The organism is Burkholderia sp. S171 (assembly GCF_009766085.1).
GTDB lineage: Bacteria > Pseudomonadota > Gammaproteobacteria > Burkholderiales > Burkholderiaceae > Caballeronia.
Window position 1 is genome coordinate 95,038 of sequence record NZ_LMUF01000075.1, and the last position, 16,340, is coordinate 111,377.

The following is a 16,340-nucleotide window of genomic DNA, read 5'->3' on the forward strand; positions in this document are numbered from 1 at the left end:
AGAATGACGATGGATCGACTCGGCGACATGCGCTTGTTCACCGAAGCGGCAGCGCTCGGCAGCTTGTCTGCGGCGGGCCGCAAGCTGGGTTTATCGCCGGCGGCTGCCAGCGCCCGGCTGCTCAAGCTGGAGAAATCCCTCACGGCACGGCTGTTCGAGCGCACCACCCGCCAGCTCAGGCTCACCGACGAAGGCCGGCTTTATTTGCAGCATTGCCAGATCGCGCTGCAGGCTATCGACGACGGCGAAGCCGCGCTGCACGCCGGCCTGAATCTCGTGCGTGGCAAGGTGCGGATTTCGGCCACATCGGATTTCGGCCGCAACCTGCTGTGCCATTGGCTCGATGAATTCAGCCGCCTGTATCCGGACGTGAGCTTTTCGCTGACGCTGTCGGATTCAGTGTCGAATCTGCTGCTGGAAGATATTGATCTGGCGATCCGTTTTAACCGGCCGTCGGAGGGCAATCTGGTCGCGCGGAGGATGGCGCCGAACCGGCGTGTGCTGTGCGCATCGCCGGAATACCTGGCGCGGCACGGCGATCCGAAAACGCCCGCCGATCTCGCTACGCACACATTCACGGTGCTGGTGACGTCCACGGCTACGTTCAATCAGTTCGATTTCGTCCGTGGCGACGAGCGTTTCACCCACACCGTGCCGCTTGATAACGCCTGGGAAACCAACGACGGCGCGTTGTCCCGTGCGTGGGCGCTGTCGGGCCAGGGCATTGCGCACAAATCGATCTGGGATATTGCCGCCGATGTCCGCTCCGGCGCGCTGAAGATTTTGCTGGCAGACTGGTGTTCGAACGAAGCGGCCGTTCACGCCGTGTTCCACGGCAACCGGTACATGGCGCCGCGGGTGCGCGTGCTGTTGGATTTCCTGATCGAACGCTTCGCCCGCGCGACCGCGGAATTGCTGGGCGACTTGGCCTATCCGCCCGGCAAGCCGGGTTACGACGTCGAGCGGACGCTATAATATCGAGCTAACCGTCGAGTCAATCGTCGAGCTGCGCGGCGTCCGAATTTCGGCCATTTCAGGCGAAATAGGGCTAAAGCAGCGCTAAAAGCGGCCCCAAAAACGAGCGCAAACGCCGACGAAACGAAACACGTCAGTCCCTTCAACGCATTAAATACCGCGCCCCCAGACTAATCACTGCGACCGGCGAAATTCATGACCAAGAAAGTGTATGTAAAGACCTTTGGCTGCCAGATGAACGAGTACGACTCCGACAAAATGGTCGACGTCCTCGGAGCAGCCAATGGCCTCACCCAAACGTTTACGCCGGAAGACGCGGACGTCATTCTCTTCAACACGTGTTCAGTGCGCGAAAAAGCGCAGGAAAAGGTTTTCTCCGATCTCGGCCGCGTCCGCGAATTGAAGGAAGCAAATCCGAACCTGATCATTGGCGTAGGCGGTTGCGTGGCGAGCCAGGAAGGCGCGGCGATTGTGTCCCGCGCGCCGTACGTGGACCTGGTGTTCGGCCCGCAGACGCTGCATCGTCTGCCGGAAATGATTGCGAAACGGCGTTCCAGTGGCCGCGCGCAAGTCGATATCTCGTTTCCGGAAATCGAAAAATTTGATCATCTGCCGCCGGCGCGCGTTGATGGCCCGAGCGCGTTTGTATCGATCATGGAAGGGTGCAGCAAGTACTGCAGCTATTGCGTGGTGCCCTATACGCGCGGCGAAGAGGTATCGCGGCCGCTGGACGACGTGTTGACCGAAATCGCGGGCCTCGCCGACCAAGGCGTGCGCGAAGTCACCATGCTCGGTCAGAACGTGAATGCGTATCGTGGACCGGTGACACAGCATTCCACGGACATTGCGGATTTCGCTACGTTGATCGAATACGTGGCGGAAATTCCGGGCATCGAGCGGATTCGCTACACCACGTCGCATCCGAAGGAATTCACGCAGCGGCTGATTGATACGTACGCGAAAGTACCGAAACTCGTGAGCCACTTGCACTTGCCGGTGCAGCACGGTTCCGACCGCATTCTGATGGCCATGAAACGCGGTTATACCGTGCTCGAATACAAGTCCGTGATCCGCAAATTGCGCGCGATTCGTCCGGATTTATCGTTGTCCACGGACATGATCGTCGGCTTCCCGGGCGAGACGGAAGATGACTTCCAGAAGATGATGAAGCTCATCGACGAAATGAGTTACGACACCAGCTTCTCATTCATCTACAGCCCGCGTCCTGGCACGCCCGCTGCAAACCTGCACGACGATACCCCGCGCGAAGTGAAGCTCAAGCGTTTGCAACATTTGCAGGCGACCATCGAGGCAAATGTAGCGAAGATCAGCAACTCCATGCTGGGATCGGTGCAACGCATTCTGGTGGAAGGCCCATCGCGCAAGGACCCGAGCGAACTCGCCGGACGCACGGAGAATAATCGCGTGGTGAATTTTCCGGCACCCATTTCTTCGCACAAACGGCTGATTGGCCAGATGGTCGATGTGGAAATCAACGTGGCGTATCCGCATTCGTTGCGCGGCGAATTGATCATGACGCCCGCGACAACTCACTAAAACCGCAGCTTCGACAGGAACCCGACTCTCGCCTTGAAGACCGCTCAGCAGCATATGGAATTCACCGCACCGCGCGAGGACAACGCGCGGCTCGCCAACCTCTGTGGCCCGCTCGACGAAAACTTGCGGCAGATCGAGCAGGCGCTCGACGTGACGCTGACGCGTCGCGGACACAAGATCACCATCCGCGGGCGCGGCGCGAAGGTTGCGCTAGCGGCGCTCGAGAATTTCTACAATCGCGCGAAGGACACGTTGTCGGTGGACGATATCCAGCTTGCGCTGGTCGAAGCGCGCAACGCGGCGCGGCGCGGGTTGAATGCCAACAAGCCGTCGAATAATCTGAATTCCGATCCCGTCGATCCACGTTTCCGTGGCGACCCCGATCATCCGTTCGATGAACCCAGCGCGACCATCGATCTGGGCGACGAGGAAGATCCAGGTCCTAAGCTGTACACGCGACGCGCCGATCTGCGCGGCCGCACGCCCATGCAGCGTGAATACCTGAAGCAGATCATTGCGCACGATGTGACGTTTGGCATCGGCCCGGCGGGTACGGGCAAGACGTATCTGGCAGTGGCGTGCGCGGTAGATTCGCTCGAACGCGATCAGGTGAAGCGCATTGTGCTGACGCGTCCTGCGGTGGAAGCCGGCGAGCGTCTGGGTTTCCTGCCGGGCGATCTCGCACAGAAAGTGGATCCGTATTTGCGGCCGCTTTACGACGCGCTCTACGACCTCCTCGGCTTCGATAAAACCGCGAAAATGTTCGAACGCCAGATGATCGAAATCGCGCCGCTCGCGTACATGCGCGGCCGGACGCTGAATCACGCGTTCATCATTTTGGACGAAGCGCAAAACACCACGCCCGAACAGATGAAGATGTTCCTGACGCGGATTGGTTTCGGGTCGAAGGCTGTTGTCACTGGCGACACCACGCAGGTCGATTTGCCGCGCGGGCACAGAAGCGGGCTGATTGAAGCGCAACACATACTGGCGGATGTCCGCGGTATCGCGATGACGAAGTTCACGAGCGTGGACGTGGTGCGGCATCCGCTGGTGGCGCGCATTGTGGAAGCGTATGACGCGCAATCGGAGCGCGACGCCGCGGCGGCCGCGGCGGCCACCGCAAAATATCGCTCTGAATAAGCATGCCCAAGCTTGCGCTGACACTGCAGTTTCCCGCCGCCAAAACGTTCCCTGAACACAAGGCGCTGTTGCCGCGCGCAACCGTCGCTAGCTGGATCAAGGCGTCGCTGTTCGCGGACGCGGAACTGACCGTGCGTTTCGTCGATACCGAGGAAGGCCGGACGCTGAACCGGTCGTATCGGCAGAAGGATTACGCCACTAACGTGCTGACGTTCGCCTACGCCGAGTCGGAAGACGATCCGGTCACGGGCGACCTGGTGCTGTGCTGTCCGGTAGTGGAACGCGAGGCGCGCGAGCAGAACAAGCCGCTCGCCGCGCATTACGCGCATCTGATCGTGCACGGTACGCTGCACGCTCAGGGCTACGACCATGAAGATTCGGCGGAAGCGGAAGAAATGGAATCGATCGAAACGGGCATCATGCAACAGCTCGGTTTCACCGATCCTTACCTGCCGTTGCCGCCCAACTAAGCCGTGACTGACGACCCTTCCCCTCTCCCCGACCTGTCTGCAGCGATTCCCGTCGACTATCCGCCGGTGTTCGAGGAGTCGCGTCTTCTCACCGACGAAGAACTCGTGGCATCGCGTGAAAAAGCCCTGGCGCACTGGGATCGCAAGACCGATCTCTGGCTGTTCGGCTATGGCTCGCTGATCTGGAACCCGGGCTTGCCTGCCGTGGAAACGGTGCGCAGCAAGGTGCACGGTTATCATCGCGGGCTGTATTTGTGGTCGCGCGTGAATCGCGGCACACCCGAGCAGCCTGGGCTCGTACTGGCGCTGGATCGCGGCGGTTCGTGCTCCGGCATGGCGTTCAGGCTTGCCGCTGAGGGCGCGGACCCGCACCTTGACGTGCTGTGGCGACGCGAAATGGCGATGAATTCGTACCGCGTGGCCTGGTTGCCCTGCACGCTGGTCGACGGCCGCCGTGTGGAGGCGCTGGCGTTCGTGATGCGACGCGAGGCCTCCACCTACACCGGCAAGCTCGCCGACCCAATGGTCCGCCACGTGCTCGGCTGCGCCACCGGCCGATACGGCACCACGCTCGACTACGTTAGCCGAACGGTCGAGGCGCTACGCGAATGCGGCATGCCCGACCGGCAACTCGAAGCGCTGTTGCAGCGCTGCCGGAGTGTGAATTCCGCGAATTCCACGAATTCGTCGCAAGAATGAATGCGACGGAACGCGTTAAAAGCACGCATAAAACTGCATCGAATGCTTGGTAATGTATTCAACTGTGACCGATCGGCTAACGTCACCGGCTCGACATACTCGGCCAATATTTATCAGTTACGATGTTTCTACAAAATCTGAACGTCTTCGCGCCGGCTCGAATGGGCGCGAATTTTCCTTGGTGTATTCTTAACTTTCCGAAATTTCGCGTCCGGAACAATCCGGGCGCCCCACTATGAACGACGCCTATCCCAGTCGACGACACACCGACAAACCGCCGGAAAAGCGCACGCTGCTTGAGCGCCTGACCGATTTCATCTCGCACGAACCTGAATCGCGCGACGAATTGCTGGAAGTCCTTCAGGACGCCCACGAACGCAATCTGCTCGACGCAGATTCGCTCTCCATGATCGAAGGCGTGTTCCAGGTTTCGGAACTCTGCGCGCGCGACATCATGATTCCGCGTGCCCAGATGGACGCCATCAATATTGCCGAAACGCCCGAGCAGTTCATTCCGTTCATGCTCGAAAAAGCGCACTCGCGCTACCCGGTATTCGAAAGCAACCGTGACAACGTGATCGGCGTGCTGCTTGCAAAAGACTTGCTGCGCTATTACCACGAAGAAGAATTCGATGTCCGCGGCATGCTTCGCCCCGCCGTGTTCATTCCGGAATCGAAACGCCTGAACGTATTGCTGCACGATTTCCGCGTGAACCGGAATCACATTGCCATCGTCGTCGATGAATACGGTGGCGTGGCCGGACTGATCACGATTGAAGACGTGCTGGAACAGATTGTTGGCGACATTGAAGACGAATACGACTTCGACGAAGAAGCCGGCAACATCATTGCGACGCCGGATGGAGCGCATCGTGTGCGTGCACTGACGGGTATCGAGCAGTTCAACGAACAGTTCGGCACGCACTATTCCGACGGCGAAGTCGACACCATCGGCGGGCTGGTTACGCATCGGTTCGGGCGCGTGCCGCATCGTGGAGAGAAGGTGAAGATCGACGAGTTCGTGTTCGAGATTCTCCGCGGCGACGCCCGCCAGATCCACGTGCTGCGTGTACGACGTGCACCGAATACCAACCTGCTCGACGGGAATTCGCGTAACCACCGCGACCATCGCGACCATGACAACGACGACGAACGCGATTGAACGCGTTTGCTTCTTGCTTGATCGACATACGCGTTGGAACGCCGCTGAGCGGCCCCGGCCTGCTTAAGCCTGTAACACTGCGTGTTCACACTACGCGTCAGTTGCCAGTAGTCAGTGGCGTGCCGGCTACACAGGTGTTTTGCGCCCTTTTTGTGAAATGACGAGCGCCGGTCACGCTTCGTCATTCGCTTACTTTCTGCCGACCTCGTAATCCATGGCCGACTCTTCGTCTCCTATCACCTCGCGGCGCGGCTCCCAGCCGATGCCCGCTGAAAAACGCGCCGGCACGGCTCGGTCCTTGCCGTTCTGGCATTACCTCGTGGCAGCCGTGCTGGGCGCCGCGAATACGCTGTCGTTCGCGCCTACGCCGCATGGCGGCTGGGTCGAACTCGTGATCTTTACGCTGTTCTTCGCGTGGCTGACGCGCACCGATGGTTGGAAAAGCGCGGCGTTGACGGGCTGGGCGTTTGGATTCGGCAACTTCGTGACGGGTGTGTGGTGGCTGTATGTCAGCATGCACGACTACGGCGGCATGTCGGCGCCGCTGGCGGCTGCGGCGGTCGCGTTGTTTTCAATGTATCTCGCGATCTATCCGGCGTTGGCGGGCGTGGTCTGGTCGCTGTGCGCGGGCCGTGCACGGTATGGCGACAACGACTCCTCAACAACGATGCCGATCGATGAACCGCGCTTCGTGCCGACCTGGCATGGCGCGTTTGCGTTCGCGAGCGCGTGGGCGCTGGGCGAGTGGTTGCGCGGCCTTGTGTTCACCGGCTTCCCGTGGCTTGCAAGCGGGTATGCGCAAGTCGATGGCCCGTTGGCGGGCTTTGGATCTATTGCAGGCGTATATGGCGTGGGCTGGGTGCTTGGCCTCGTGGCCGCGTTGCTTGTGCAAGGGTTTTACGGTTTTAAGCCCAACTCGGCGGTGGCCGAAACCTCGAAGGCTGCGCGCCTTGCGCCGTTCATCGTGGCAATGGTGCTGCTTGCGTCCGGCACGCTGTTGTCGCTGGTCGAATGGACGACCCCGGCGAATGCGCCGCTCACCGTTCGGCTACTGCAAGGCAACGTAAAGCAGGACATGAAGTTCGAGCAGGCGGGCGTGGATCAATCGTTGTCGCTGTATAAAAAACTGATCACCGAGAAGCCTGCGGATCTCATCGTCACGCCGGAGACGGCATTGCCCGTTCTGGCTGTCGAGGTGCCCCCGGATCTGGCGCTTGCACTGCGCAATTTCTCCGATACCACCAACTCGTCCATCCTGTTCGGTGCAATTGGCGTAACCGCTTCGGAAGGCCGCGTAACCGGCTACACGAACAGCCTGTTCGGCATCACGCCGAATCAGCACGACGTGTACCGCTACGACAAACATCATCTCGTGCCATTCGGCGAATTCGTGCCAACGGGTTTCCATTGGTTCGTGGCGCTCATGGGCATTCCGCTCGGCGACCTGGGCCGCGGCCCACTGGTGCAAAAATCGTTCTTCGTACACAACCAGCCGATTGCCGTCGATATCTGCTACGAAGACATTTTCGGTGAAGAGATTGCGCGGACGATTCGCGAACAGGAAGCGCCCGCGGGCATCCTGGTGAACTCCACGAATCTTGCGTGGTTCGGTGACACCATTGCGCTGGATCAGCATTTGCAAATGGCCCGCATGCGGTCGATCGAAACAGGTCGCCCCATGCTGCGCTCGACCAACACGGGCACCACCGCGGTGATCGCGGCGAATGGCGATGTCGTGGCGCGCTTGCCGGTGTACACGGTCGGTTCTCTCGATGCCACCGTGCAGGGCACATCCGGCCGTACGCCGTATGTCACGAGCGGCAACATGACGGTGATCTTGGTGTCGCTATTGCTGCTGGCGTTCGCCTTTGCGTTCGCGCCGGGCAGGAACGGCCGCAACAAACCTGACAACAATGGTCCGCAACAATCCTGAGCCCGCCCTGCTCGCCATCCGCAAAGCGGTGCGAGCGGACGCGGACGCCGCGTGGGAGATCCGCCGCGCCGCCGTGATGAGTGAATGCGCGGCCGCGTATCCGTTGGACCAACTGGAGCAATGGACCGGCGGCACGGCTTCGAGAGCATTTGCCGATGCCGTCGAGGAGCGTTTCCTGGTGGCAACCATCGGCGACCAAGTGGCCGGCACCGGCATGATCGACCTCGCGACCGGCAAAATCGATGCGATTTTTGTCCATCCGGCGTATATGAAACGTGGCATCGGGACGGCGATGATGCGCCATCTGGAAACACTCGCCCTTTCGCACGGACTTCAGGAACTCAAGCTCGACTCCACGCTGAACGCCGCGCCGTTCTATCGCTCACTCGGTTTTGAAGGCGATGAAATCACGCCATACCGCTCGCCGCGCGGCCTGACCATGGATTGCGTACCCATGACGAAACGGCTCCACGGATAATCCCCGTTTTTACCGGCCGAATGGCCGATGAGTCCGCCGTTCACCCCCGGAAAGTCGCACAAGCCCCTCATTCCCGCTAAAATTCAACGTTTTAGCCCTCCGGCCGGTGCATTTTTCCGGTCCGCTTCGACTACGCGCCGGCCCACCGGCTTAGGCTTCGAAGGCACGCTTCAAAGGCATTCATGCTCACTTTTCAGCAAATCATCCTGACGCTGCAATCCTATTGGGATAACAAGGGTTGCGCGCTCCTCCAGCCGATCGACATGGAAGTCGGCGCGGGTACCTCGCACGTGCACACATTCCTGCGCGCCATTGGCCCGGAACCGTGGCGCGCAGCGTATGTCCAGCCGTCACGGCGTCCGAAGGACGGCCGTTACGGCGACAACCCGAACCGCCTGCAGCACTACTACCAGTATCAAGTGGTGCTGAAACCCGCGCCCGAAAACATCCTGGACCTGTACCTCGGCTCGCTTGAGGCGCTCGGCTTCGACCTGAAGCAGAACGACGTGCGTTTCGTGGAAGACGACTGGGAAAATCCGACGCTCGGCGCGTGGGGCCTTGGTTGGGAAGTCTGGCTGAACGGCATGGAAGTGACCCAGTTCACGTACTTCCAGCAAGTCGGCGGTATCGACTGCAAGCCGGTGCTGGGTGAGATCACCTACGGTCTCGAACGGCTCGCCATGTATCTGCAGAAAGTGGAGAACGTCTACGACCTCGTGTGGACCGAATGGGAAGAGGACACGCCGAACGGCCGTGAACTCCGGCGCCTGACGTATGGCGACGTGTATCACCAGAACGAAGTCGAGCAGTCCACCTACAACTTCGAGCACGCGAACGTCGACCTGCTGTTCACGTTCTTCAAGAGCTACGAAGCCGAAGCACAGAAGATGATTGAAGCGAAGCTCTCGCTGCCCGCGTATGAACTGGTGCTGAAAGCCGGCCATACGTTCAACTTGCTGGACGCACGCGGCGCGATTTCTGTGACGGAGCGCGCGGCGTATATCGGCCGGATTCGCGATCTGTCGCGTGCAGTCGCAAAGGGCTATTACGAGTCCCGTGAGGCGCTCGGCTTCCCGATGCTGGGCAACCCCGTACACGCCGCGGCCGGACTCACCACGGACGCACAAGACGCCGCCAAGCCCGCGTGGGCGCCGGCGCTGAAGGTCGAGCGCAATATCGATCAGGCCTGACCAGAGCACGACATAACAATGACCGAAACCAATCTTGCATCGCTGCTCGTCGAGCTGCGCACCGAAGAACTTCCGCCGAAGGCGCTCGCGCGCCTGGGCACCTCGTTTGCCGAAGGTATTGTGCAGCGGCTGGCCGCGCGCGACCTGATTGAAGGCGAAGCGAGTTTCGAAAAATATGCCACGCCGCGACGTCTCGCCGTGCTCATCAAGAATGTGCGCGCAGTCGCGCCGGAACGGCAAGTGCGCGAGAAGGTGCTGCCAGTTTCCGTCGCACTGGACAAAGACGGCCAGCCCACCGCGCCGCTCGCGAAGAAACTCGCGGCGCTGGGTTTTCCCGACTTCGCCATCGGCGATCTCGAACGCGCCCAGGACGGCAAGGCCGAAGCGTTTTTCCTGCGCTACGCGGCACCCGGCGCAACCCTTGCCGACGGTCTCCAGACCGCTCTGCAAGAAACGCTCAGCAAGTTGCCTATTCCCAAGTTGATGACCTATCAACGGCCGGACGGCACCAGCGTGCAGTTCGTGCGGCCGGTGCATGGGCTGGTCGCGTTGCATGGCCGTCATATCGTGCCGGTGAGCGCGCTCGGCATCGACTCCGGCGACACCACGCTGGGGCATCGCTTCATGTCGGAAGGAATTGTCGCTATCGCGCACGCCGACGATTACGCCGAAACCTTGCGCTCGAAGGGCAAGGTCGTCGCGAATTTCGATGATCGCCGCGAATCCATCCGCACGCAGCTGCAGGCATTCGCGGGCGAAGATCGCGTCGTCATGCCTGAGTCGTTGCTGGACGAAGTGAATGCGCTGGTCGAATGGCCGGTCGTGTACCAGTGCCGTTTCGACGAGTCGTTCCTGCAAGTGCCGCAGGAATGCCTGATCCTCACCATGCAGACGAACCAGAAGTATTTCGCGCTGACTGACGAGCACGGCAAGCTGCGTTCGCGTTTCCTGATTGTGTCGAACATCGACACGCAAACGCCGGGCGATATTGTGGAAGGCAACGAACGCGTGGTCCGCCCGCGACTGGCCGACGCCAAGTTCTTCTTCGAGCAGGACAAGAAGAAACGTCTCGCCGACCGCGTGCCGCTGCTCGCGAACGTGGTGTATCACAACAAGCTCGGTTCGCAGTTGCAGCGCGTGCAGCGGCTTGAAGCGCTGGCCGGTGAAATCGCGCCCATGATCGGCGTGGATGTGGCCGTCACGAAGCGCGCCGCCCTGCTCGCGAAGGCCGACCTGATCACCGACATGGTCGGCGAATTCCCGGAATTGCAAGGGACCATGGGCACGTACTACGCGCGCCATGATGGCGAGCCGGAAGAAGTCGCGCTCGCTTCTTCGGAACATTATCAGCCGCGATTTTCCGGCGATGAAACTCCGCCCACCGGCGTGAGCAGCGCCGTCGCTTTGGCCGACAAACTGGAAACGCTCGTTGGCATCTGGGGCATCGGCCTGCAGCCAACCGGCGAGAAAGATCCGTTCGCGCTGCGCCGTCACGCGCTCGGCGTGTTGCGCATCCTGCTGGAAAAGCGCCTTGCCATCGACCTGTTCGACTTGCTGCGCACCGCACACAAGCAATTCGCCGGCATGCCGCAAGTCGTCGATTCAACCGACGCCATTTACGCGTTTTTCATGGACCGGCTGCGCGGCGTGCTGCGCGAGCGCGGTTTCAACGCAATTGAAATTGACGCCGTGCTGAGCCTGAACCCCACGCGCCTCGATGACATCGTCGCGCGTCTGGACGCTGTGCGCGAATTCGCGTCGTTGCCGGAAGCCGCATCGCTTGCCGCGGCGAACAAACGTATCTCGAATATCCTGAAGAAGTCGGCGGAAGGCGTGCCTTCCAGTGTGCAGCCCGCCCTGCTTCAAGAAGCGGCCGAAAAAGCGCTGTACGCTCAGCTCGAGCAAGTCGCACCGCGCGTGCAAACGCAACTGGCCGAGCGCAACTACACGGAAGCGCTCTCCGCGCTGTCCGCGTTGCGCGATGCCGTGGATACTTTCTTCAACGACGTGATGGTGAACGCGGAAGATCCGGCGCTGCGAAGTAACCGCCTGGCTCTTCTCGGCGCACTGCATCAGCAGATGAATTGCGTCGCGGACATTTCGAAGCTTGCTGCCTGATGCGCCACACCATGCCGACCAACGCAAATAAAAAACTGGTGGTTCTCGATCGTGACGGCGTGATCAACGTCGACTCCGACGCGTTCATCAAGTCGCCCGACGAATGGGTTGCCATCCCCGGCAGCCTGGAAGCGATCGCGCGTTTGAATCAGGCCGGCTACCGTGTGGCAATTGCATCGAATCAATCGGGTATAGGCCGTGGTCTGTTCGACATGGCCGCGCTCAACGCAATGCACGAAAAGATGAACCGGGCGGCGGCGGCTGTGGGTGGCCGCATAGACGCCGTGTTTTTCTGTCCGCACACGCAAGAAGACGAGTGCGAGTGCAGGAAGCCTAAGCCCGGCATGTTGCAGCAGATTGTCGAGCGCTTCGAGATCGATCCTGCTGACACGCCCATGGTCGGCGACTCGTTGCGCGATCTGCAAGCGGGCGCGGCGCTCGGCTTTGCGCTGCATCTGGTGCTGACCGGCAAGGGGCGCAAAACGCTCGCAGCGGGCAATCTGCCGCCGAATACGAAAGTACACGACGACCTGCGCACCTTCGCGCTCGACTTCCTCGCCGCACATCACGACTGACCTGACTGATCTAGCCGATCTAACGCCAGGGTTTTTTCGTCACATCACATAAGACTTATTCAAGCCGATGCGCTTCATTCGTTCGCTGTTGTTGATGATTTTTTTCGCCGTTTATACGGTGCCGTATGCGTGCGTGTGCTTCCTCGTGTTCCCGTTCATGCGCGCGGAAAAGCGTTACTGGATGGCGGCGTACTGGTGCAAATCGTGCGTCGTAGTGATGCGATACCTGAACGGTATCCGCTATCAGATTGAAGGCATGGAGAACCTTCCCAATGGTCCGGCCGTGCTGTTGTCGAAACACCAGTCGGCTTGGGAAACGCTGGCATTCCCCGCGTTAATGCCGCGACCGCTCTGCTATGTGTTCAAGCGTGAGTTGCTGTTCGTGCCGTTCTTCGGCTGGACCATGGGCATGCTGAAGATGGTTCATATCGACCGGCGTCAGGGCAAGGACGCGTTTGCATCGGTGGCGCGGCAAGGGCGCGAGCGCATGGCCGAGGGAGCGTGGGTCATCATGTTCCCGGAGGGTACGCGTACACGCGTGGGCCAGCAAGGCAAGTACAAGTCAGGCGGTGCGCGCTTCGCATGCGCGGCGGGTGCGCCGGTCGTCCCTATTGCCCACAACGCCGGACACGTATGGCCGCGGAAATCGTTTCTTAAATATGCGGGTATAGTCACAATGTCTATCGGTCGTCCGATCGACACGACAGGCCTCACGCCGGAAGAAGTCAACCTGCGCGTGGAGCGCTGGATCGAAACGGAAATGCGTCGTCTTGATCCGGACTCGTACGGTCCCGCCGATCGTTTCGCTGCCGAGTCTGACGCCGACGCCAAGTCAGACGCTAAGTCTGATGCCGAGTCCAAGTCTCGCGGCGCGGCTACCGGCCTGTAGCGCCAGATGTCGTTATCGTTGCGCTCGTTACGTTCATTTCTATCGTTAGTGCCGTTCTTTCCGTCATTCCTGCGCCGCGTGCGCCAAGCTGAGCCGATGCAGAAGACCCCCTCGCGACAGCGTCCCGCTGCCGCGCTCGACAACCCGCAACTCGACCTGCCGCTCAACCTCCCCAGTGAGCCAAGGCTGTCGAGTGCGGCACCATCGCCTGCCATGTTGGGCACTCCTGCCGCAACGACACCCGCCATGCCTGCAACATTGCGTGGCGACATCACGCCGACCGATACAACCGAAACCACCAGCCCTGCCGCGCCGCCATTTCGTTCACCCGGTGCACCCACTGCGCCCGACGGGTCGCGCAACCGGCAACTCGTGCTCGGTTCGCAGATGCTCGATTACCGCTTGAAACGATCATCGCGCCGGACAATCGGCTTCACTATCGACGGCACCGGCCTCGCGATTACGGCGCCGCGCTGGGTGACCATCGGCGCAATTGAAAGCGCGATTGCCGAGAAGGAAAAGTGGATCTTCAAGAAGCTCACCGAATGGCAAACGCGCGTGGAACAACGCGCGGTACCGCGGATTGAATGGAAGGATGGCGCACAGCTTCCGTATCTCGGGAAAAACGTCACCGTCATGATGACTTCCGCGCCGGGCACGACGGGCAAGAGCGCGACGCAACCAGCCTTCGATTCACAAACCGACGTATTGTGGCTCGGCCTTCCCGCACTGGCAGATGGTCAGCTTATTCGCGAGCGTGTGCAACGCTGGCTGCATGTTCAGGCGCTGGAGGTTTTCGGCGAACGGCTGCCGGTGTATGCGGCAAAATTAGGCGTTGAATTCAGGGCGTATGCGCTGTCCTCGGCAGCTACGCGCTGGGGCAGTTGTTCCAGCGACGGCAAGATCCGCCTCAACTGGCGGCTGATTCATTTCCCCGTGCATGTCATTGACTATGTGGTCGCGCACGAACTCGCGCACCTTCGAGAGATGAATCACAGTGCGCGCTTCTGGCACACCGTCGAATCCATTTTCCCGGACTTCCGCGAAGCGCGGCATACGCTCAAACATCATCCGCCCGAATTGCTGCCCCTGCTTTAACGCGCCATGCTCGCGGAGCGGTACAACGCAGCGCTCAGCGAGCCTTGGCGGCGGGCGGTACAATTTTGGACGTGGCCGTTTTAATCGTGCGCGCTGTTCACTGAGAACACGGTAAAAGACACGGTAAAGCGGACTACCCGTTCCATCGACATTCCCCACAGGAACCCCATCATGCGACTTCTTCACACCATGCTGCGAGTCGGCGACTTGCAGCGATCCATCGATTTCTACACGCGCATCCTCGGCATGAAAGTGCTGCGTCAAAGCGAAAACACCGAATACAAGTACACGCTTGCGTTCGTCGGTTACGGCGATGAAAGCGAAAACAGCGTGCTCGAATTGACCTACAACTGGGGCGTCGACAAGTACGACCTGGGCTCGGCTTATGGTCACATCGCGCTGGAAGTGGACGACGCAGCGGCCGCTTGCAATCGCATCCGCGAAGCCGGTGGCAAGGTCTCGCGCGAGGCCGGTCCGGTGAAAGGCGGAACGACCGTGATCGCGTTTGTTGAAGATCCGGATGGGTACAAGGTCGAGTTGATCGAGAAGCATGCTTGAGTCGGTTTGGAGGTAACGATCTGCCAGCGATGGCGGGTTATCTCCAAACTTTTCGCGACGATCAAATTTGCGCTTGTCGCCGATCGCACTCAAAACGTGACGTTTTTTCGAAGTCACGAAATGTCTGCTCTATATATACTGATCACAGATAGGTCTGCGGGGTTCGCAAGGACGTCTATCCGCCTCCTGCGCAAGCAGGGTCCAGCCGTGCTGGTATGCTGGTTTCCAGTCAAGAGCTCCCGCGCTGTTTGAGGCTCCTTCGGGAGCCTCAAACATTTCCGCTTGATGCCAACTCTTCGCGAACTATCATCAGATATCCTAAATTATCAGGCTCAACAGCACGATCCCTACATCGTGAACAAAGGCCAGCGTGCCAGCATTTTCGTGCAGCGCACAACGCGCCGGGCTTAATCACTCGACATCCCGGGCGGCCGACCCAACACCGGTAATGCCAACTCCATGCGAGACACCCCCGCATGACAGCCCAACGCCATCAATGGCAGAATGCGCCAGAGACATGACTCAGCAACCGGCTAAAACACAATAATTCGATGAGCACCACTGCCCTGCCTGTACGCCGCGCGCCCGACGCCACTGCCATCCTGCTGATGATCGCGCTATGCGCCGTGTGGGGTTTCCAGCAGGTCGCCATCAAGGGAGCGAACGCCTCGTTCCCGCCGCTGCTTCAAGCGGGAATCCGCTCAACCATCGCGACAATCCTCGTCTGGCTATGGACACGTTCACGCGGCGTCGCGCTGTTTCGCCGCGACGATACCCTCGCGTCCGGCCTGCTCGCAGGCCTGCTGTTCGGCGGCGAGTTTGTGTGCATCTTCCTGGGACTGACGTTGACCAGCGCCACGCGCATGGTCGTCTTTCTCTACACCGCGCCGTGTTTTATGGCGCTCGGCCTGCACTGGTTCGTCGCGGGAGAAAAACTGAAGCGGGTGCAGTGGGCGGGAATAGCGCTCGCGTTCGGCGGCATCGCACTCGCTTTCGCCGATGGCTTCCTGCACCCCACCACGGGCAGCGCATCGACATGGCAAGGCACTGCCGGCGATGCCCTCGGCGTACTCGGCGGCGTGTTCTGGGCGGCGACAACGGTCGTCATCCGCGCATCACCGCTCGCTCGTGCAAGCGCGAGCAAGACGCTCCTCTATCAACTCGCGGTATCGGCAATTGTGTTGCTCGCACTCGCCTTCGCGCTCGGGCAGACGCATGTGAGCACGATCACGCCGGTTGCCGTCGCCAGTCTCGCCTATCAGGCGATCGTGGTGGCGTTCCTGAGCTATCTCACGTGGTTCTGGCTGCTGACGCGCTACATGGCGTCGCGGCTCTCGGTGTTCTCGTTTCTCACGCCGATCTTCGGTGTGGCCTTCGGCGTGGTGCTGCTGGGCGAAACGCTGACAACGCGTTTCATTATTGCATCGGCGCTTGTGGTCATGGGCATTGCGCTGGTCAATGCCCCCGCCGGATGGCGGCGCACCTGAAAAGGCCC

At 60.4% G+C, this 16,340-nt stretch carries 15 protein-coding genes; all 15 read left to right on the forward strand.

What is annotated here, in order from left to right; genetic code table 11:
• Positions 1–3: 3 nt before the first annotated feature.
• The 15 genes from GSQ93_RS37110 to GSQ93_RS37180 all read left to right on the forward strand — a co-directional run bounded on the left by GSQ93_RS37110 (position 4) and on the right by GSQ93_RS37180 (position 16,332).
• Positions 4–975, forward strand: coding sequence for a LysR family transcriptional regulator (locus GSQ93_RS37110; RefSeq protein ID WP_158941189.1), 972 nt, complete (start codon positions 4–6; stop codon positions 973–975).
• A 195-nt stretch (positions 976–1,170) separates the two neighbouring features.
• Entirely contained in the window at positions 1,171–2,532 is a 1,362-nt protein-coding gene (miaB, locus tag GSQ93_RS37115) for a tRNA (N6-isopentenyl adenosine(37)-C2)-methylthiotransferase MiaB (protein ID WP_158941190.1), read from the forward strand.
• Positions 2,533–2,565: 33 nt separating this feature from the next.
• Entirely contained in the window at positions 2,566–3,675 is a 1,110-nt protein-coding gene (locus tag GSQ93_RS37120; RefSeq protein WP_158941191.1) for a PhoH family protein, read from the forward strand.
• Positions 3,672–4,145 carry an rRNA maturation RNase YbeY gene (gene ybeY / locus GSQ93_RS37125; protein WP_158941228.1) on the forward strand — a complete coding sequence of 158 codons (474 nt, stop codon included), beginning with the start codon at positions 3,672–3,674 and terminating at the stop codon, positions 4,143–4,145. The genes GSQ93_RS37120 and ybeY overlap by 4 nt, the downstream gene beginning before the upstream one ends.
• Positions 4,146–4,148: 3 nt before the next feature.
• Complete coding sequence (locus GSQ93_RS37130) at positions 4,149–4,844, forward strand: gamma-glutamylcyclotransferase (RefSeq protein ID WP_254074258.1); 696 nt, start codon at positions 4,149–4,151, stop codon at positions 4,842–4,844.
• Positions 4,845–5,079: 235 nt separating this feature from the next.
• Positions 5,080–6,006: an HlyC/CorC family transporter gene (locus tag GSQ93_RS37135; RefSeq protein ID WP_158941192.1), complete on the forward strand. Its 927-nt coding sequence runs from the start codon at positions 5,080–5,082 to the stop codon at positions 6,004–6,006.
• A 214-nt stretch (positions 6,007–6,220) separates the two neighbouring features.
• On the forward strand, positions 6,221–7,939 hold the full coding sequence (lnt, locus tag GSQ93_RS37140) for an apolipoprotein N-acyltransferase (protein ID WP_158941193.1): 1,719 nt from the start codon (positions 6,221–6,223) through the stop codon (positions 7,937–7,939).
• Positions 7,920–8,417 carry a GNAT family N-acetyltransferase gene (locus GSQ93_RS37145; RefSeq protein ID WP_158941194.1) on the forward strand — a complete coding sequence of 166 codons (498 nt, stop codon included), beginning with the start codon at positions 7,920–7,922 and terminating at the stop codon, positions 8,415–8,417. The genes lnt and GSQ93_RS37145 overlap by 20 nt, the downstream gene beginning before the upstream one ends.
• 182 nt (positions 8,418–8,599) lie before the next feature.
• Positions 8,600–9,607, forward strand: coding sequence for a glycine--tRNA ligase subunit alpha (gene glyQ / locus GSQ93_RS37150; protein ID WP_158941195.1), 1,008 nt, complete (start codon positions 8,600–8,602; stop codon positions 9,605–9,607).
• Positions 9,608–9,625: 18 nt separating this feature from the next.
• Positions 9,626–11,725, forward strand: coding sequence for a glycine--tRNA ligase subunit beta (gene glyS / locus GSQ93_RS37155; protein ID WP_158941196.1), 2,100 nt, complete (start codon positions 9,626–9,628; stop codon positions 11,723–11,725).
• Between the two features lie 11 nt (positions 11,726–11,736).
• The gene (gene gmhB / locus GSQ93_RS37160) at positions 11,737–12,300 is read left to right on the forward strand and encodes a D-glycero-beta-D-manno-heptose 1,7-bisphosphate 7-phosphatase (protein ID WP_158941197.1); all 564 of its coding nucleotides are present in this window, start codon (positions 11,737–11,739) and stop codon (positions 12,298–12,300) included.
• Positions 12,301–12,367: 67 nt separating this feature from the next.
• Positions 12,368–13,189, forward strand: coding sequence for a 1-acyl-sn-glycerol-3-phosphate acyltransferase (locus GSQ93_RS37165; RefSeq protein WP_158941198.1), 822 nt, complete (start codon positions 12,368–12,370; stop codon positions 13,187–13,189).
• Between the two features lie 96 nt (positions 13,190–13,285).
• Positions 13,286–14,287: a M48 family metallopeptidase gene (locus GSQ93_RS37170; protein ID WP_158941199.1), complete on the forward strand. Its 1,002-nt coding sequence runs from the start codon at positions 13,286–13,288 to the stop codon at positions 14,285–14,287.
• A 171-nt stretch (positions 14,288–14,458) separates the two neighbouring features.
• Positions 14,459–14,845, forward strand: a complete 387-nt coding sequence (gloA, locus tag GSQ93_RS37175; protein ID WP_089163063.1) for a lactoylglutathione lyase — start codon at positions 14,459–14,461, stop codon at positions 14,843–14,845.
• A 551-nt stretch (positions 14,846–15,396) separates the two neighbouring features.
• A complete protein-coding gene (locus GSQ93_RS37180) occupies positions 15,397–16,332 on the forward strand; it encodes a DMT family transporter (RefSeq protein ID WP_158941200.1) in 936 nt (311 codons plus the stop codon).
• Positions 16,333–16,340: the final 8 nt, after the last annotated feature.